Source organism: Streptomyces sp. NPDC079141, from assembly GCF_040686775.1.
GTDB lineage: Bacteria > Actinomycetota > Actinomycetes > Streptomycetales > Streptomycetaceae > Streptomyces.
Genome location: NZ_JBFBLP010000004.1, coordinates 274,898 through 292,415, shown reverse-complemented (window position 1 = coordinate 292,415; position 17,518 = coordinate 274,898). Strand labels below are relative to the sequence as shown.

Genomic DNA, 17,518 nt, shown 5'->3' with positions numbered 1-17,518 from the left:
CAAAGGCAAGAAGAAGGGGCCGCACCCAGTGGGTACGGCCCCTTCTCTCAGCTGTTCAAGCCGAACGCGGTGATCAGGCCGCGACAACCTCGATGTTGACCTTGGCGGCAACCTCGGGGTGCAGACGCACGGACGTCTCGTGGGCGCCCAGGGTCTTGATCGGAGCGGTCAGCTCGATGCGGCGCTTGTCGACCTCGGGGCCACCGGAAGCCTTGATCGCCGAGGCGATGTCGGCCGGGGTGACGGAACCGAAGAGACGACCGGCGTCGCCGGAGCGAACGGCCAGACGGACCTTGACACCTTCGAGCTGGGCCTTCACAGCGTTGGCCTGCTCGATGGTCTGGATCTCGTGGATCTTGCGAGCACGACGGATCTGCTCGACGTCCTTCTCGCCACCCTTGGTCCAACGGATCGCGAAGTTCCGCGGGATCAGGTAGTTGCGAGCGTAACCGTCCTTGACGTCGACGACGTCGCCCGCGGCACCGAGGCCGGAGACCTCGTGGGTGAGGATGATCTTCATGTTTCGGTCACCCTTCCCTTATCGCGCGGTGGAGGTGTAGGGCAGCAGCGCCATCTCACGGCTGTTCTTGACGGCCGTGGCGACGTCACGCTGGTGCTGCGTGCAGTTGCCGGTCACGCGGCGGGCACGGATCTTGCCGCGGTCGGAAATGAACTTCCGCAGCATGTTCGTGTCCTTGTAGTCCACGTACGTGACCTTGTCCTTGCAGAAAGCGCAGACCTTCTTCTTCGGCTTGCGCACAGGCGGCTTCGCCATGGTGTTTCTCCTGTGTGATCAAGAAGTTTGGGTACGACCCGCCCTCGACCCGAAGGTCTAGAAGGGGGGCTCGTCCGAGTAGCCGCCGCCACCACTGCCGCCGCCGGAGTTTCCACCCCAGCCGCCGCCACCGCCGCCCTGCTGGCCACCGGCGGGAGCGCCGGTCGCCCACGGGTCGTCGGCGGGAGCGCCGCCGCCCTGCTGACCGCCGCCGGAGTTTCCACCCCAGCCGCCGCCACCCTGGCCGCCACCGCCACCGCCACCGAAGCCACCGCCCTGGCCACCGCGACCGGCGGTCTTGGTGACCTTGGCCGTGGCGTTGCGCAGGCTGGCGCCGACTTCCTCGACGTCCAACTCGTAGACCGTGCGCTTGACGCCCTCACGGTCCTCGTAGGACCGCTGCTTCAGCCGGCCCTGCACGATGACGCGCATGCCTCGCTGGAGCGACTCGGCGACGTTCTCCGCCGCCTGACGCCAGACCGAGCAGGTCAGGAACAGGCTCTCGCCGTCCTTCCACTCGTTGGTCTGACGGTCGAAGGTGCGCGGAGTGGACGCGACACGGAACTTCGCGACCGCCGCACCGGAAGGGGTGAAGCGCAGCTCGGGGTCGTCGACAAGATTGCCGACGACCGTAATGACGGTCTCGCCTGCCATGGGGGAACCTCTCGGCGGGTTTGCTGCTGGCTGCTTGTGCTGCTACTCGAATCCCGAGATCAGCTGAGCGGGAGAGCTCAGTGGGTCTCGGGGCGGAGGACCTTGGTCCGGAGGACCGACTCGTTCAGGTTCATCTGGCGGTCGAGCTCCTTGACGACCGCAGGCTCGGCCTGCAGGTCGATGACCGAGTAGATGCCCTCGGGCTTCTTCTTGATCTCGTACGCGAGACGACGACGGCCCCAGGTGTCGACCTTCTCGACCTTTCCGTTGCCCTCACGGACGACGGAGAGGAAGTTCTCGATCAGGGGGGCGACAGCGCGCTCCTCCAGATCGGGGTCGAGGATGACCATCACCTCGTAGTGACGCATGTGGAACCCACCTCCTTTGGACTCAGCGGCCACGGTCGTTCCGTGGCAGGAGGGTTGTGATGCGTACGCAACGGTATCGGCCGCCACTGACAATCGGGGGCTCCTCTCGGAGTCCCGGCCGTGACGTGGGCAGACACCGCTGCAGACGGTACAGAGTACCCGCACACCCGCTTCCGGTTGAAATCCGGCCGCCAGGACCGACAATCTGTACACATCGGGTGTGTATGGCGCTACGATGCGCCGCCTTTCGCAGGAGGTGCCCCATGGCACAAGCATTGCGACCCAACACCGTCGGAGGCCTATTCGCCACGGACGGAAAGCCCCACCCGCTCCAGGACACGCTTCTCGCGGTGACCCTGGTGCTGGGCATCACATCTTTCGTCACGGCGATGTTCCACGATCTGCACCTGCTCAGCTCCTGGACCGGCCTGCTGGGCATCGGCACCGGCGCATACGGCCAGTGGATCTCGGAGACGACCCGCGAACGCTTCGGCCTGATCCTGGGCCTCGGCGCCGCCAGCGTCGGCTTCTTCCTGGGCATGGCGCACGGCGGTCTCTTCGGCGGGGTCGTCGGCTGACGCCTTAATCGCCGTACCCCGACAACTCCCACAGCACCACGGAACGCCCCGCTGGCCCACCGAGCCGGGGCGAAGCTTCCGTACGCCCAGTCGGGGCGCTCGCAAGGCGCAGTAGGCTTCGGCGCGAGAGCCGGAGCCCCTGTACCCATGGGGACACACCAGCCCGAGGAGCGCCCCGAATGAGCCTGACCCTGAGGACCATCAGCCGCGAGCAGCATCTGGCATACATCCAGAGCCTGCCGGCGGCGAGCCACATGCAGGTCCCGGCCTGGGCCGACGTCAAGGCGGAGTGGCGCTCCGAGAGCCTCGGCTGGTTCGACGAGCGGACCGGTGAGCTGGTCGGGGCCGGCCTCGTCCTCTACCGGCAGCTGCCCAAGATCAAGCGCTACCTCGCCTATCTGCCCGAGGGCCCGGTCATCAACTGGTTCGCGCCGAATCTCACGGACTGGCTGGAACCGATGCTCGCGCACCTGAAGCACCAGGGCGCCTTCTCCGTGAAGATGGGCCCGCCGGTGATCATCCGGCGCTGGGAGGCCAACTCCATCAAGGCGGGCATTCAGAACCCCGATGTGAAGCGGCTGCGCGACATCGAGGCCGACTTCATCGAGCCGCGCGCCTTCGAGGTCGCCGACAAGCTGCGCCGTATGGGCTGGCAGCAGGGCGAGGACGGCGGTGCCGGCTTCGGCGACGTACAGCCCCGCTACGTCTACCAGGTGCCGCTGGCCAACCGCTCCCTGGAAGAGGTCCACAAGAACTTCAACCAGCTGTGGCGCCGCAACATCAAGAAGGCCGAGAAGGCCGGTGTCGAGGTCGTCCAGGGCGGCTACCACGACCTTGAGGAATGGCAGCGGCTGTACGAGATCACGGCCGTGCGCGACCACTTCCGGCCCCGCCCGCTGTCGTACTTCCAGCGCATGTGGACGGCCCTCAACACCGAGGACCCCAACCGCATGCGGCTGTACTTCGCCCGCCACAACGGCGTGAACCTGTCGGCGGCGACGATGCTGATCGTCGGCGGGCACGTCTGGTACTCCTACGGCGCCTCCGACAACATCGGCCGTGAGGTCCGGCCCTCGAACGCGATGCAGTGGCGGATGCTGCGCGACGCCTACGCGCTCGGCGCGACCGTCTACGACCTGCGCGGCATCTCGGACTCGCTGGACGAGACCGACCACCTCTTCGGTCTGATCCAGTTCAAGGTGGGCACGGGCGGCCAGGCCGCCGAGTACCTCGGCGAGTGGGACTTCCCGCTGAACAAGCTGCTCCACAAGGCGCTCGACATCTACATGTCGCGCCGCTGAGCAACGGCCGTTTGCTTCGATAGCTTCGACAACCTCGTTCGCTTCCATACCTCTGATACACCGCAGCCACGAGAAAGGTTCCAGGTCCGGCCATGGCGCTCACGCTCTACGTCGACACCGCGCGCTGGCGGGCGCACCACAAGCACGTGCAGGAGCAGTTCCCTGGGCTCGTCCCGGTCTGCAAGGGCAATGGCTACGGCTTCGGGCACGAACGCCTCGCGGAGGAGGCCACGCGGCTGGGCTCGGACGTCCTGGCCGTCGGCACGACGTACGAGGCCGCGCGCATCAAGGACTGGTTCGGCGGTGACCTGCTGGTCCTGACGCCGTACCGGCGCGGCGAGGAGCCCGTGCCGCTGCCCGACCGGGTCATCCGCTCGGTGTCGTCGATCGACGGCGTGTACGGCCTCGTGGGGGCCCGGGTGGTCATCGAGGTGATGTCCTCGATGAAGCGGCACGGCGTGAGCGAGCAGGATCTGCCGCAGCTGCACACCGCCATAGAGAACGTCCGCCTCGAAGGTTTCGCCATCCACCTGCCGCTGGACCGTACCGACGGCTCGGACGCCGTCGAGGAGGTCATCGGCTGGATGGACCGCCTGCGCGCGGCCCGGCTGCCCCTGCACACGATGTTCGTCAGCCACCTCAAGGCCGAGGAACTCGCCCGTCTGCAGCAGCAGTTCCCGCAGACCCGTTTCCGCGCCCGTATCGGCACCCGGCTCTGGCTGGGGGACCACGAGGCCACCGAGTACCGGGGCGCGGTCCTGGACGTCACCCGTGTCTCCAAGGGCGACCGCTTCGGCTACCGGCAGCAGAAGGCGGCCTCGGACGGCTTCCTGGTCGTTGTGGCGGGCGGAACCTCGCACGGGGTGGGCCTGGAGGCCCCGAAGGCCCTGCACGGCGTCATGCCGCGCGCCAAGGGCGTCGCCCGCGCCGGCCTCGCCACGGTCAACCGGAACCTTTCTCCGTTCGTCTGGGGCGGCAAGCAGCGCTGGTTCGCCGAGCCGCCGCACATGCAGGTCTCGATCCTGTTCGTGCCCTCGGACGCGCCCGAGCCCAAGGTCGGTGACGAGCTGGTGGCCCATCTGCGGCACACCACCACCCAGTTCGACCGGATCGTCGACCGCTGAGCAGCCGCCTCAAGGGCAACAGAAAGGCCGTGCACGGGTTTTCCCGCGCACGGCCTTTCGCGGTCACTGGCCGCCTCTGAGCCTGCGTTCGCTCAGAGCGAACGGTCGGCTGCCCCTGGAGCGCCCCACTCCACCTGCGGCCCGTCGAAGTGGGCCGCATGCTTGGGCGGATGGGCCGCGGCGCCCAGGACGAAGACGTCCTCCGCCCCGTCGAGCACCCCGCCCGAGGGGTCGTCGTCCCCGGCCCGGCGCACCACGTCGCGCTCCGGCATGAGGATGTCGCGGACGATCACTGCGCAGAGGTAGAGCGTCCCCAGCAGATGCAGGCCGATCGCCCAGTGGTAGCCGTCGGTCGGCAGGCCCTTGTGGGCGTCTCCGCTGGTCGTGTACGCGAGGTACATCCAGATCCCCAGGAAGTACGCCACCTCGCACGTCTGCCAGATCAGGAAGTCCCGCCACTTCGGCCGGGCGAGGACGGCCAGCGGGACCAGCCACAGGACGTACTGCGGTGAGTAGACCTTGTTGGTGAGGATGAACGCGGCGACGAGCAGGAAGGCGAGCTGGGCGAAGCGAGGACGGCGCGGGGCGGTCAGCGTGAGCGCGGCGACGCCGGCGCAGCACAGCAGCATCAGCAGGGTGGCAAGGGTGTTGACGGTGTCCGTGCTGAGCGGGTCGCTGGAGTTCTGGGCCAGGACCAGCCAGAAGGAGCCGAAGTCGACGCCCCGCTCCTGGCTGAACGTGTAGAACTTCGACCAGCCGTCGAAGGCCAGCAGCATCACCGGAAGGTTCACGACCAGCCAGGCGAAGGCCGTGCCGCCCAGCGCCTTCCCGAAGTCCCGCCATCGGCCCGCCCGCCAGCACAGCACGAGCAGCGCGCCGAGCAGCAGGACGGGGTAGAGCTTGGCGGCCGTGGCAAGACCCAGGAGGACGCCGAAGGCGAGGGAACGGCCCCGCGACCACATCAGCATCGCGGCGGCCGTCAGCGCGACCGCCAGCAGGTCCCAGTTGATGGTGGCCGTCAGCGCGAAGGCGGGCGCCAGGGCGAGCAGCAGACCGTCCCAGGGGCGCCTGGCCTGCGTCCGGCTCACGCAGACGGCGATAACGGCCGCGCAGACCATCAGCATCCCGGCGTTGACCATCCAGTACCACTGTTCCTGGTCCTGGATGCTGCCGCTGCCCGGCGTGAGCCAGGAGGCCACCTCCATGAACACGCCGGTCAGCACCGGGTATTCGAGGTACTCCATGTCGCCGGAGAGCCTGTCGAAGTACGGCACGAGGTCGTCGGCGAATCCGCGTCCCTGGTAGAGGTGCGGGATGTCGGAGTAGCAGGCGTGCGTGTACTGCGAGCTGGCGCCGAAGAACCAGGCACCGTTGTAACAGGGCGCCTTCTGGACCAGGCCGAGAGCGAACATGCCGATCGCCACGAGCGCGACGATCCGTACAGGGGTCCACCACGACGTCCCGAGCAGGGCACGGCGTCCGATGGGACCGCCGATCAGCTCGCTGCCGCTGCGGGCCACCTCGTCGTCCTTGGTCGGCCGCACCGGGTCCGGCTCGTGCACGCTCGATTGCGTCGTCTCTGCACTGGGCATGGGGCACATCCTGCCGTACGCGTCTGGGAATACGCCGTGGGCCGCCGCACCTGGTCGGTGCGGCGGCCCATGTTTCACGTGAAACACCCTCGGCGGGCGATATGACGCCTAACGGTCGGAGCTATCCGGTTGAGCCTCCGAAGAGGCCTCCATTGCCGTTGCCGTTGCCATTACTGGTGTCGCTGGACTCGGTGGCGGTCGGTGAGGACGTCACGCCACCGTCCGTGCCACCCGTGTCCGTGCCCCCGGTCTCCTCACCCTCACACCAGCCGAACTGACAGGTTTCGCTGGCCGAGGGCGAGGGAGTGGGCTCGGGCTTGTCCCTGCCGGGCTTCTCGTCCTCCGTCTGGCTCGGGCTCGCGCTGGGGTCCTCCGCCGTGACGGACGGGGAGGGAGACGGTACGCCCTCTCCGTCCTGCACCTCGCCGATCTTCTCGGCGTCCGGGAACCCGGGGTCGTCCTCGCCGTCCAGCGCGACCTTCATGTACTCGGTCCACACCGACGTCGGGATGTCACCACCGTGGATGGAGTCCACGCCGGCCGTGCCGTTCATGGAGAGCAGCCGGTGGCTCTTGGGGTTCTCACGGAACATCGTGACCGAGGTCGACAGCTGCTGCGTGTAGCCGACGAACCAGGCGGACTTGTTCTCGTCGGTGGTACCGGTCTTACCGGCCGCCGTACGCCCCAGGGCCTTGGCATTCGTACCCGTACCGTTCTGGATGACGTTCTCCAGGACGTCCGTGACGTTGTGGGCCACGTTCTCGGGCATCGCCTGCTTGACCTTCGGCTTGGTGAAGCCGGGCAGCGGCTGGCCGCCGTGCTTGACCTCGGTCACCGAGTAGGGGTCGGTCTGCTTGCCGGAGGCCGCGAACGTCGCATAGGCGTCGGCCATGCGGATCGCGCTGGGGGTCGACGTACCGAGCGCGAAGGACGCGTTGCGGTACGCCAGGGAGTCCTTCAGGATGCCGGCGCCTTCGGCCACCTCGGCGACCTTCTCCATCCCCACATCCATACCGAGCTGCACGAACGGCGTGTTGATCGACTGCTCCATCGCCTTGCGCAGGGTGATGTAGCCCCAGGGATAGTCGCTCTCGTTCTCCTGATAGAAGGGCGTGTTGTCCTTCTTCAGTACATAGGTGCCGTCGTTCTGCTTGACCTTCAGATGGTCGTCGCCGTTGTACTTGCTCAGCGGAGAGACGCCGACCCCTGGGTCCTTGTACGTGCCGTACTCCATGGCCGCGGCGAGCACGAACGGCTTCCACGTCGAACCGACCGGCACACCGGCGGTGTCGGCGTTGTTGGTGAAGTGACCGTTCTCGTATCCGGCACCGCCGTAGAGGGCGACGATCGCGCCGTCGTTGGGCTTCACCGACGCGGCACCGAACTGGACGTACTTGTCCAGCTCCTTCTTCGGGTTGAGACGCTCGTCCTCGATCTTCTTGACGGCCTTGGCCAGCGCGTTGACCTTGTCCTTCTCGAAGGTCGTGTAGATCTGGTAACCGCCCTGGTCGAGCTGCGCCTGGGTGATGTCCGAGTGGGCCAGGACGTACTTCTTGGCCGTGTCGACCAGGTAGCTGGTCTGGCCGGTCATGCCCTTGGCCGCCTTGCGGCCGTCGGGCTCGGGGTACTTCTTGATGGCCTTCTGGTACTCGGCGTCCGTGAGATGCCCGTCCTTGTGCATCTCACCGAGGATCCAGCTCCAGCGCTTCTCCGAGTTCTCGCGGTTCTGCTTCGGAGTCGCCGCCGGGTCGAGGTCCTCGTTGCCCGCGGGGTCGTAGTACGTCGGACCCTTCAGCAGAGCGGCGAGGAAGGCGCACTCGCTGTCCGTGAGGTCCTTGGCGTCCTTGCCGTAATAGGTCTGGGCCGCGGCCTGGATGCCGTAGGCGCTGCGACCGTAGTACGACGTGTTCAGGTAGCCCTGGAGGATGTCGTCCTTGCTGAGCTTGGTCCCCACCTTTATGGAGATGAACATCTCCTTGAACTTCCGGGAGACCGTCCGCTCCTGGCTCAGGTAGGTGTTCTTGACGTACTGCTGAGTGATCGTCGAGCCACCCTGTGTGTCGCCGCCCCGGGCCATGTTGGCCAGCGCGCGGGCGATACCCATGGGGTCGACGCCGGAGTCGTCGTAGAAGCTCTTGTTCTCGGCCGAGATCACGGCCCAGCGCATGGCCTTGGGGATCTCGGCGATGTCGACGTTCTGCCGGTTCTCGCCGGTGCCCGTGGCGACCATCTGGGAGCCGTCGGCCCAGTAGAAGACGTTGTTCTCCGACTTCGCCGCGGCGTTCTCACTGGGGATGGAGACCATGGCGTAGCCGAGGCCCGCGATGATCACCAGGCAGCCGAGGAAGGCCAGGCTCAGCCCGGAGACGAGCTTCCAGGACGGCGTCCAGCGACGCCAGCCGTACTTGCCGGCGCGCGGGTAGTCGATGAACCGCTTCTTGGCGGGGGGTGCCATACGTCCCCTGCCGCGCCCCGGTCCGTTCGGGCCCCCGGGACCGCCCCGTCGGCCAGGCTCCGCCGCTCTGCGGCGGCCGCCACCGCTTCTCTGGGCCGCACGCCGGGCCTCGGCGCGGCCGCCGTACTGATGCTCCTCGCCTCCCGGACCGTAGGACTCCGATGCATGGGAGCTCGTCCCATAGGAGTCGGAAGGAGATCCGGTGGCGCCTCGCGGTGCCGCTCGGCGGCCGGAGGACGGGCCGGACTGGCCGCGTCGGGCCGCGGCACGTCCGCCTCCCTGCGGCTGCGGCGGTTTGCGACGGTGCTCGCTCATCGAACGACTACTCCTCGGGCAGGCGCACCCGTGTGACGCGCCTGGAAACGGCGGCTGGTTTCCGGTCCCCCCGAAGTACGGACGCGGCTGGTCCCGCATTCACCCGTACTGCACCGAGGACGACGACGCCCCCAGGCGTCACTCGGTTCCCGGTGGTGTGCATGCCGCACAGACTACGCACCGTCAAAACCCGCCTAGCCCCGAAGTTCACCCCAAATCAGGCAACTCGCTTCCCATGAATCGTTGATGTGATCCCGTTCACCATTCCCCCTCTTGTCGCATCTCTCGGGCCGTTCTATCGTGCTGATGTATCGAGTCGATACATCAGCACGACATAAAGACCGTCACGGCACCCGTTCCACGGGTCGCGGCAGAGAGGAGGCGACGATGAGCCGGCGTTCCGGGATCCTTGAGTTCGCCGTCCTCGGCCTGCTCCGCGAATCCCCGATGCACGGCTATGAGCTGCGCAAACGACTCAACACGTCACTGGGTGTGTTCCGTGCGTTCAGCTACGGCACGCTCTACCCCTGCCTCAAGACGCTGGTCGCCAACGGCTGGTTGATCGAAGAGCCGGGGAACGCCCCCGAGGACGCCCTGGCCGCACCACTCGCAGGGCGTCGCGCCAAGATCGTCTATCGGTTGACGGCGGAAGGTAAGGAGCACTTCGAGGAGCTCCTGTCGCAGACCGGCCCCGACGCGTACGAGGACGAGCACTTCGCTGCCCGCTTCGCCTTCTTCGGGCAGACCTCGCGCGACGTACGCATGCGCGTGCTGGAGGGCCGTCGCAGCCGACTGGAGGAGCGCCTGGAGAAGATGCGCGCCTCTCTGGCGCGCACCCGGGAGCGCCTCGACGACTACACGCTTGAGCTCCAGCGCCACGGAATGGAGTCCGTGGAGCGCGAAGTGCGCTGGCTGAACGAGCTCATCGAGAGCGAGCGGGCCGGACGGGACCTGAAGGGTTCCGGCTCCGGGGGGTCCGCTCAGCAGGACACCACCAATGGATCGACGGGCGGCCTGCCCCGTCCCGGGGACACTCCCGGGACGGATACGCCCGACGACACCGCCACGTGAGCGCCCAGTCAGGGCCTCACTCGTACACACAGGGAGCAACCGGAATGGGTTCGGTTCGCGTAGCCATCGTCGGCGTGGGCAACTGCGCCGCCTCGCTGGTGCAGGGCGTCGAGTACTACAAGGACGCCGACCCGGCGTCCAAGGTCCCCGGCCTGATGCACGTGCAGTTCGGTGACTACCACGTCAAGGACGTGGAGTTCGTCGCCGCGTTCGACGTCGACGCGAAGAAGGTCGGCCTCGACCTCGCGGACGCCATTGGCGCCTCCGAGAACAACACCATCAAGATCTGTGACGTGCCGAACAGCGGCGTGACCGTCCAGCGCGGCCACACCCTCGACGGTCTCGGCAAGTACTACCGCGAGACCATCGAGGAGTCCGCCGAGGCCCCGGTCGACGTCGTCCAGATCCTCAAGGACAAGCAGGTCGACGTTCTCGTCTGCTACCTGCCCGTCGGTTCCGAGGACGCGGCGAAGTTCTACGCCCAGTGCGCCATCGACGCCAAGGTCGCCTTCGTCAACGCCCTCCCGGTCTTCATCGCCGGCACCAAGGAGTGGGCGGACAAGTTCACCGAGGCGGGCGTCCCGATCGTCGGCGACGACATCAAGTCGCAGGTCGGCGCCACCATCACGCACCGCGTCATGGCGAAGCTGTTCGAGGACCGGGGTGTCATCCTGGACCGCACGATGCAGCTGAACGTCGGCGGCAACATGGACTTCAAGAACATGCTTGAGCGTGAGCGCCTTGAGTCCAAGAAGATCTCCAAGACGCAGGCCGTCACCTCCCAGATCCCCGACCGGGATCTCGGCGAGAAGAACGTCCACATCGGCCCGTCCGACTACGTCGCGTGGCTCGACGACCGCAAGTGGGCCTACGTCCGCCTGGAGGGTCGCGCGTTCGGCGACGTCCCGCTGAACCTGGAGTACAAGCTGGAGGTCTGGGACTCCCCGAACTCCGCCGGCGTGATCATCGACGCCCTGCGCGCCGCGAAGATCGCCAAGGACCGCGGCATCGGCGGCCCGATCCTGTCGGCCTCCAGCTACTTCATGAAGTCCCCGCCGGTCCAGTACTTCGACGACCAGGCCCGCGAGAACGTCGAGAAGTTCATCAAGGGCGAGGTCGAGCGCTAAACACGCTCACCAAGGCTGCTCCTGCCAGGGCCGAGAAGGGTCCCCGGGTCGTACGGCCCGGGGACCTTCCCGTATGTGAGGCTGTGCCCCATGTCCGTCGCCCGCGACCTGCGCGTCCTGCTCCGCTTTCGGGACTTCCGGCGCCTGCTCACCCTGCGGCTGCTCTCCCAGGGGGCCGACGGTGTCTACCAGGTCGGGCTCGCCACGTACGTCGTCTTCTCCCCGGAGAAGCAGACCTCGGCAACCGCCATCGCCTCGGCCATGGCGGTCCTGCTCCTGCCGTACTCCCTCGTCGGCCCCTTCGCCGGCGTCCTGCTGGACCGCTGGCGCCGCCGCCAGGTCTTCCTCTACGGCAACCTGCTGCGCGCCCTGATGGCCGCGACGACAGCCGTGCTGATGGTCAGCCAGGTCCCCGACTGGCTCTTCTACGTCTCCGCCCTGTGCGTCACCGCCGTCAACCGTTTCATCCTCTCCGGCCTGTCCGCGGCCCTGCCCCGCGTGGTCGACGAAGAGCGCCTGGTGATGGCCAACTCCCTGTCGCCCACGGCCGGAACGCTCGCCGCGACCGCCGGCGGCGGCCTCGCCTTCGTCGTACGCCTGCTGGTCTCGGACTCCGACGCCGCGGTGGTGCTGCTGGGCGCCGCCGTGTACCTGTGCGCGGCACTGGCATCCGTACGCATGTCACCGGAACTACTCGGACCCGACCGCGAGTTGGTGCAGCCGAACCTGAGAGCAGCCCTCTCCGGCACCGCCCGCGACCTCATGGCGGGCGTACGCCATCTCGCCGCGCCACCACGCCGGGAGGCCGCCTGGGCGCTCGCCACGATGACCCTGATGCGCTTCTGCTACGGCGCCCTGCTCGTCATGCTGCTGATGCTGTGCCGGTACTCCTTCTCCTCCACCACGGACGAGGGGCTCGCGCTGCTGGGGCTGGCGTTGGCCATCTCCGGGGCCGGCTTCTTCGCGGCGGCCGTCCTGACGCCCTGGGCGGTCGGACGGCTCGGGCCCGGCCGCTGGATCGTCGTGTGCGCCGCGGTCGCCGCGGTCCTGGAACCGGCCCTGGGGCTGCCGTTCGCCGCAGTGCCCATGCTGGCCGCGTCGTTCGTCCTGGGACTCACCACCCAGGGAGCGAAGATCGCCACGGACACGATCGTGCAGTCCTCGGTCGAGGACGGCTTCCGCGGCCGCGTCTTCTCCCTCTACGACGTACTGTTCAACGCCGCCTTCGTAGGCGCCGCCGGCGTCTCCGCCCTGATGCTGCCGCCGGACGGCCGCTCGGTGCATCTGGTGGTCACGGTCGCCGTTATCTACGCAGCAGTTGCTGTTGCTATGGCCCGGTTTGAACGCCGGTAAGTGTCACATCAGTGCCACAGAGCCCCTCCTGAGTACAGACTTGTCAGTGGGGCCCGATAACTTACGTGGGTCTTACGCGCGCTCAGTTCGCGTCACTCACCCATGTTCTAGGGGGACCCCCAAGTGACCACTCCGCCGCCCCAGGGCCAGAACCCGTTCGCCCAGGGTCAGAACCCGTACGGCCAGCCCGAGGGCCAGAACCCGTACGGCCAGCCCGGCTACCCGCAGCAGGGCACCGCCGCTCCGTACGCACCGGTGCCGCCGGAGCAGCCCAGCCGCAAGCTCAGCTTCAAGACCATCAAGAACATCGTCATCGGTGTCGCCGTCATCGGCGTGGTCGTCGGTGGCTTCATAGCGAGCCGGGACGACGCCAACACCGCGAAGGTCGGCGACTGCATGAGCATCTCCGACCCGGACAGCACGACCGACCCGGGCCTGGAAGTAGTGGACTGCGGCGACTCCAGCGCCAAGTACAAGGTTGCGGAGAAGAAGGACGGCACGACGGAGGGCTGCGACCGCACCAAGTACTCGGAGTACACCGAGACCGGGGGCAGCGACGACTTCACCCTCTGCCTGGCGGACTACACGCCCAAGTAGGCAGCATTCGCAGCCGCTCATGACCGAAGGGGCGATGTTTCACGTGAAACATCGCCCCTCGGTACGTACGGGGTCATGTTTCACGTGAAACATGACCCCGTTTCACAGCTTCAGCCCTGCTGCTCGGCCCACCACTTCTTGAGCGCCGTCACGGCCGCATCGCGCTCCATCGGCCCGTTCTCCAGCCGAAGCTCCAGCATGTGCTTGTACGCGCGGCCGATGACGGGACCGGGGCCGATGCCGAGGATCTCCATGATCTCGTTGCCGTCGAGGTCCGGGCGGATCGAGTCGAGCTCCTCCTGTTCCTGAAGCTGGGCGATCCGCTCCTCCAGGCCGTCGTACGCACGGGACAGCGCGGCAGCCTTGCGCTTGTTGCGGGTCGTGCAGTCCGAGCGGGTCAGCTTGTGGAGGCGGTCGAGCAGCGGGCCGGCGTCGCGGACGTAACGGCGGACCGCGGAGTCCGTCCACTCACCGGTGCCGTAGCCGTGGAAGCGGAGGTGAAGCTCGACCAGGCGGGAGACGTCCTTCACCAGTTCGTTGGAGTACTTCAGGGCCGTCATCCGCTTCTTGGTCATCTTCGCGCCGACCACCTCGTGGTGGTGGAACGAGACCCGGCCGTCCTTCTCGAAACGGCGCGTGCGGGGCTTGCCGATGTCGTGCAGCAGCGCGGCCAGGCGGAGCGTCAGATCGGGGCCGCTCTCCTCCAGGGCCATCGCCTGCTCCAGGACGATCAGCGTGTGCTCGTAGACGTCCTTGTGACGGTGGTGCTCGTCGCTCTCCAGCCGCAGGGCCGGCAGCTCCGGCAGCACGTGCTCGGCGAGCCCGGTCTCGGCCAGCAGCGTCAGGCCCTTGCGGGGGTGCGAGGACAGGATCAGCTTGTTCAGCTCGTCCCGCACCCGCTCGGCGGAGACGATCTCAAGGCGCCCGGCCATCTCCGTCATGGCCGTGACGACCTCGGGGGCCACCTCGAAGTCGAGCTGCGCCGCGAAGCGTGCCGCACGCATCATGCGCAGGGGATCGTCGGAGAAGGACTCCTCGGGCGTGCTGGGGGTGCGCAGCACCTTCTCGGCGAGATCGCCGAGGCCGCCGTGCGGATCGATGAACTCCTTCTCCGGCAGCGCGACGGCCATCGCGTTCACCGTGAAGTCGCGGCGGACGAGATCCTGCTCGATGGAGTCGCCGTACGAGACCTCCGGTTTGCGCGAGGTCCGGTCGTACGCCTCCGACCGGTAGGTGGTCACCTCGATCTGGTAGCCGTCCTTCTGCGCCCCGACCGTGCCGAAGGCGATCCCGACCTCCCACACCGCGTCCGCCCACGGACGGATGATCTTGAGGACGTCCTCGGGGCGGGCATCCGTCGTGAAGTCCAGGTCGTTGCCGAGCCGGCCGAGCAGCGCGTCCCGGACCGATCCGCCGACCAGGGCGAGTGAGAACCCGGCCTCCTGGAAGCGGCGGGCGAGGTCGTCGGCGACAGGCGCGACACGCAGCAGTTCGCTCACCGCGCGGTGCTGCACCTGGTTCAGGACACTGAGGTTGTCTTCGTTGGCGTTCGGCACAACAAAAGAGGGTACGTGGCCGGGGCGACCTGGAGCGCCTCCATTAAACGTGCACAAAAGCACTCCCCTTTATACGGGCACATACAGGACAGCCCGCCGGTGTGGCCCGATCTTGTGGAGCAGTCCGCGGCACTTACCCTCAGCGCGCATCGTTACCATGCGTGGACGCACATTCCGACGACCACTGACGACGACGAGGGACGGGCGAGCGCGTGGCCGAGGCGGCAGACTTCCAGGGGATGAGTCCCTCACCTGCCCGCCGGTGGCTGCGGCGCACCGGGGCACTGCTCGCCGGCGCGCCCCTGCTGACCGGTCTCGTCCAGCTGCCCGCCGCCTCCCCCGTCCAGGCCGCCGCCCCTGCCTCCGCCAAGGCCGCCACGGGCTCCAGCACGGTGGCCGTGTCCGTCGACACGCTCACCCCCGCCATCCCCACCGAGGGCGACACACTGACCGTGTCCGGCACGGTGAGGAACAACGGCAAGCAGGCGGTCACCGACGCCCAGGTCGATCTGCGCGTCGGCCCTGAGCTCACCACCCGCTCGGCCATCGAAGACGCCGCCAAGCGCACCGGCTACCAGGAGGGCGCCGACGGGACGGCGGTCGGCGGGAAGTACGTCGAGAAGTTCTCCAAGCTCACTCCGGGCGTCTCCGAACGCTTCAGCATCTCCGTGCCGGTAGACGAGCTGGACCTGGGCGGGGACGGGGTCTACCAGTTCGCCGTATCGCTCTTCGGCAAGACGGCCGCGCAGCCGTGGAACCAGCCGCTCGGCGTCCAGCGGACGTTCCTGCCGTGGCAGACCGACGAGGCCGACACGAAGACGAAGACCACGGTCCTGTGGCCGTTGGTCTCCACCACCCACATGACAGCGCAGACGGGGTCGAACGAGTCGCAGACCCCGGTCTTCCGCGACAACGACCTCGCCGAGGAGCTCGCGCCGGGCGGCCGCCTGGAGCAGCTGGTGGCGCTGGGCAAGGACCTCGACGTCACCTGGGTGGTCGACCCGGACCTGCTGGCCTCCGTCGACGCCATGACGCGCAGCTACCGCGTCCAGGGCGAGAACGGCACCACCACGGCCGGCACCCGGGCCGACCAGGAACTCGCCAGGCAGTGGCTCGCCGAGGTTCAGGACGCCGTGGCGGACAACGAGGTCGTCGCCCTGCCCTTCGCGGACCCCGACCTTGCCTCCCTGGCCCACAACGGCACGAGGGTCACGGGCTCGCTCGCCCACCTCAAGGAAGCCACCGACGTCGCCGACGACACCGTCGAGTCGATCCTCCATGTGACACCGAGCACCGAGTTCGCCTGGCCCGTGGACGGCGCGGTGGACCCGTCGATCGTCAAGGTCGCCACGTCCGCCGGCGCGGACAAGGTGATCGCGCGCAGCGACAGCCTGGAAGAGACGGACAACCTCACCTACACGCCCTCCGCGGCCCGGCCCATCGGCGGCGGCACCACGGCGGTGGTCGCCGACGCCCGGCTGTCGACCGCGTTCCAGGGCGACATGACGAGGGCGTCCTCCGCGACGCTCGCGGTGCAGCAGTTCCTGGCCCAGAGCCTTGCGCTCGACCTGCAGACGGACAAGCAGCGCAACATCGTCGTGGCTCCGCAGCGCATGCTGTCGGCGTCCCAGGCCCGGACGCTGGCCGAGGCGGTGACCGCCCTTGAGGGCAGCAACTGGTCCGAGTCCGAGGACCTCACGGCCGCCGCCACCGCCAAGCCGGACGCGGGTGCCACGACCAAGGTCAAGCCTGCGTCCGCGTACCCGTCCGCCCTGCGCAAGCAGGAACTCCGGCAGCCGGCCTTCGAGCAGATCGCGGCCACCCAGGACAAGCTCGACAAGTTCAAGGTCATCCTCTCCGACGAGTCGCGAGTGGTGACCCCGTTCGGGCGGGCCATGAACCGCGAGATGTCCACGTCGTGGCGCGGTCGTGCCGACGAGGCGACCGAGTACCGCGACGGCGTGGAGGAGTACCTCGACTCCCTGGCCGACCAGGTCACACTGATCGAGAAGTCCGAGACCAAGCTCTCCGGACGCAGCGCCACAATCCCCGTGACCGTGCAGAACAACCTGGTGCAGGGCGTCGACAACCTGGTGCTGCGGCTCACCTCGACGAGCCCGAGACGCCTGAAGATCGGCGGCTACACCTACGACGAGCAGCCGGTCACCGTCTCCGGCGGTCACAGCCAGACGGTGAAGTTCACCACCTCCGCCGAGGCCAACGGCCGGGCCGAGGTGATCGCCCAGCTGTACACGGAGGACGGCCAGAAGTACGGCGAGCCGGTCAAGTTCGACGTGAAGGTCACCGAGTTCACGGCCACCGTGATGCTGGTCATCGGCGGCGGCTTCCTCCTCCTCGTGCTCGCCGGCTTCCGTATGTACACGCAGCGCAAGCGCGCCGCCGCCCGCCGGGCCGAGGAGAACGGCCCCGACGACGCGGACGAGCCCACGGACGGTCCGGAGAACCCCGAGGACCCTGATGACCGTCCTACTGAGGAGTCCGGCACCGGAGCCCGGGCAGACGACCCGGAGCAGCCGAGTGACCCGGCACCGGACACCCCAGCGGAAAGCGCCGACCCGTCCGGGACGGGTGAGAGAGTGGACCGTTGAGGATGTCGTGGCCGGTGGGCCCGGGACGATGAGGTGGGGTAAC

Annotated in this window: 15 protein-coding genes; 8 read left to right on the top strand and 7 right to left on the bottom strand. The window is 67.9% G+C overall.

What is annotated here, in order from left to right; all coding sequences use genetic code 11:
• Window positions 1-73: 73 nt before the first annotated feature.
• From rplI to rpsF, 4 genes are all read right to left on the bottom strand, one after another.
• Window positions 74-520 carry a 50S ribosomal protein L9 gene (gene rplI, locus AB0Q90_RS15470; RefSeq protein ID WP_363162855.1) on the bottom strand — a complete coding sequence of 149 codons (447 nt, stop codon included), beginning with the start codon at window positions 518-520 and terminating at the stop codon, window positions 74-76.
• 18 nt (window positions 521-538) lie between these two features.
• Window positions 539-775, bottom strand: coding sequence for a 30S ribosomal protein S18 (rpsR, locus tag AB0Q90_RS15465; RefSeq protein WP_003949403.1), 237 nt, complete (start codon window positions 773-775; stop codon window positions 539-541).
• Between the two features lie 57 nt (window positions 776-832).
• On the bottom strand, window positions 833-1,429 hold the full coding sequence (locus AB0Q90_RS15460) for a single-stranded DNA-binding protein (RefSeq protein ID WP_363162854.1): 597 nt from the start codon (window positions 1,427-1,429) through the stop codon (window positions 833-835).
• Window positions 1,430-1,506: 77 nt separating this feature from the next.
• On the bottom strand, window positions 1,507-1,797 hold the full coding sequence (rpsF, locus tag AB0Q90_RS15455; RefSeq protein WP_003956532.1) for a 30S ribosomal protein S6: 291 nt from the start codon (window positions 1,795-1,797) through the stop codon (window positions 1,507-1,509).
• A gap of 263 nt (window positions 1,798-2,060) precedes the next feature.
• Between rpsF and AB0Q90_RS15450 the strand changes: the two genes are divergently transcribed.
• The 3 genes from AB0Q90_RS15450 (at window position 2,061) to AB0Q90_RS15440 (ending at window position 4,800) form a co-directional block, all read left to right on the top strand.
• Complete coding sequence (locus AB0Q90_RS15450; RefSeq protein WP_363162853.1) at window positions 2,061-2,375, top strand: hypothetical protein; 315 nt, start codon at window positions 2,061-2,063, stop codon at window positions 2,373-2,375.
• A gap of 179 nt (window positions 2,376-2,554) precedes the next feature.
• Window positions 2,555-3,676, top strand: coding sequence for a peptidoglycan bridge formation glycyltransferase FemX (femX, locus tag AB0Q90_RS15445; protein WP_363162852.1), 1,122 nt, complete (start codon window positions 2,555-2,557; stop codon window positions 3,674-3,676).
• 92 nt (window positions 3,677-3,768) lie between these two features.
• On the top strand, window positions 3,769-4,800 hold the full coding sequence (locus tag AB0Q90_RS15440) for an alanine racemase (protein WP_363162851.1): 1,032 nt from the start codon (window positions 3,769-3,771) through the stop codon (window positions 4,798-4,800).
• Window positions 4,801-4,892: 92 nt separating this feature from the next.
• On the opposite strand, the gene AB0Q90_RS15435 is transcribed toward AB0Q90_RS15440, so the two are convergent.
• Both AB0Q90_RS15435 and AB0Q90_RS15430 read right to left on the bottom strand, forming a co-directional pair.
• On the bottom strand, window positions 4,893-6,392 hold the full coding sequence (locus AB0Q90_RS15435; protein WP_363162850.1) for a glycosyltransferase 87 family protein: 1,500 nt from the start codon (window positions 6,390-6,392) through the stop codon (window positions 4,893-4,895).
• A 121-nt stretch (window positions 6,393-6,513) separates the two neighbouring features.
• Window positions 6,514-9,162: a transglycosylase domain-containing protein gene (locus tag AB0Q90_RS15430; protein WP_363162849.1), complete on the bottom strand. Its 2,649-nt coding sequence runs from the start codon at window positions 9,160-9,162 to the stop codon at window positions 6,514-6,516.
• A gap of 387 nt (window positions 9,163-9,549) precedes the next feature.
• Between AB0Q90_RS15430 and AB0Q90_RS15425 the strand changes: the two genes are divergently transcribed.
• From AB0Q90_RS15425 to AB0Q90_RS15410, 4 genes are all read left to right on the top strand, one after another.
• On the top strand, window positions 9,550-10,233 hold the full coding sequence (locus AB0Q90_RS15425; protein ID WP_363162848.1) for a helix-turn-helix transcriptional regulator: 684 nt from the start codon (window positions 9,550-9,552) through the stop codon (window positions 10,231-10,233).
• Window positions 10,234-10,277: 44 nt separating this feature from the next.
• Window positions 10,278-11,360 carry an inositol-3-phosphate synthase gene (locus AB0Q90_RS15420; protein WP_363162847.1) on the top strand — a complete coding sequence of 361 codons (1,083 nt, stop codon included), beginning with the start codon at window positions 10,278-10,280 and terminating at the stop codon, window positions 11,358-11,360.
• A gap of 90 nt (window positions 11,361-11,450) precedes the next feature.
• Entirely contained in the window at window positions 11,451-12,713 is a 1,263-nt protein-coding gene (locus AB0Q90_RS15415; protein WP_363162846.1) for an MFS transporter, read from the top strand.
• 123 nt (window positions 12,714-12,836) lie between these two features.
• Window positions 12,837-13,310, top strand: a complete 474-nt coding sequence (locus AB0Q90_RS15410; RefSeq protein WP_363162845.1) for a hypothetical protein — start codon at window positions 12,837-12,839, stop codon at window positions 13,308-13,310.
• Between the two features lie 110 nt (window positions 13,311-13,420).
• Here the strand turns inward: AB0Q90_RS15410 and AB0Q90_RS15405 are convergent, their stop codons facing one another.
• A complete protein-coding gene (locus tag AB0Q90_RS15405; protein ID WP_363162844.1) occupies window positions 13,421-14,866 on the bottom strand; it encodes a CCA tRNA nucleotidyltransferase in 1,446 nt (481 codons plus the stop codon).
• 212 nt (window positions 14,867-15,078) lie between these two features.
• Between AB0Q90_RS15405 and AB0Q90_RS15400 the strand changes: the two genes are divergently transcribed.
• Window positions 15,079-17,475 carry a DUF6049 family protein gene (locus AB0Q90_RS15400; RefSeq protein ID WP_363162843.1) on the top strand — a complete coding sequence of 799 codons (2,397 nt, stop codon included), beginning with the start codon at window positions 15,079-15,081 and terminating at the stop codon, window positions 17,473-17,475.
• The last annotated feature ends 43 nt before the right edge of the window (window positions 17,476-17,518 follow it).

What these genes read in the sequence shown, in the direction of transcription:
- rplI (WP_363162855.1), bottom strand. Translation starts at nt 520, where the DNA reads ATGAAGATCATCCTCACCCACGAGGTCTCCGGCCTCGGTGCCGCGGGC.
- rpsR (WP_003949403.1), bottom strand. Translation starts at nt 775, where the DNA reads ATGGCGAAGCCGCCTGTGCGCAAGCCGAAGAAGAAGGTCTGCGCTTTC.
- AB0Q90_RS15460 (WP_363162854.1), bottom strand. Translation starts at nt 1,429, where the DNA reads ATGGCAGGCGAGACCGTCATTACGGTCGTCGGCAATCTTGTCGACGAC.
- rpsF (WP_003956532.1), bottom strand. Translation starts at nt 1,797, where the DNA reads ATGCGTCACTACGAGGTGATGGTCATCCTCGACCCCGATCTGGAGGAG.
- AB0Q90_RS15450 (WP_363162853.1), top strand. Translation starts at nt 2,061, where the DNA reads ATGGCACAAGCATTGCGACCCAACACCGTCGGAGGCCTATTCGCCACG.
- femX (WP_363162852.1), top strand. Translation starts at nt 2,555, where the DNA reads ATGAGCCTGACCCTGAGGACCATCAGCCGCGAGCAGCATCTGGCATAC.
- AB0Q90_RS15440 (WP_363162851.1), top strand. Translation starts at nt 3,769, where the DNA reads ATGGCGCTCACGCTCTACGTCGACACCGCGCGCTGGCGGGCGCACCAC.
- AB0Q90_RS15435 (WP_363162850.1), bottom strand. Translation starts at nt 6,392, where the DNA reads ATGCCCAGTGCAGAGACGACGCAATCGAGCGTGCACGAGCCGGACCCG.
- AB0Q90_RS15430 (WP_363162849.1), bottom strand. Translation starts at nt 9,162, where the DNA reads ATGAGCGAGCACCGTCGCAAACCGCCGCAGCCGCAGGGAGGCGGACGT.
- AB0Q90_RS15425 (WP_363162848.1), top strand. Translation starts at nt 9,550, where the DNA reads ATGAGCCGGCGTTCCGGGATCCTTGAGTTCGCCGTCCTCGGCCTGCTC.
- AB0Q90_RS15420 (WP_363162847.1), top strand. Translation starts at nt 10,278, where the DNA reads ATGGGTTCGGTTCGCGTAGCCATCGTCGGCGTGGGCAACTGCGCCGCC.
- AB0Q90_RS15415 (WP_363162846.1), top strand. Translation starts at nt 11,451, where the DNA reads ATGTCCGTCGCCCGCGACCTGCGCGTCCTGCTCCGCTTTCGGGACTTC.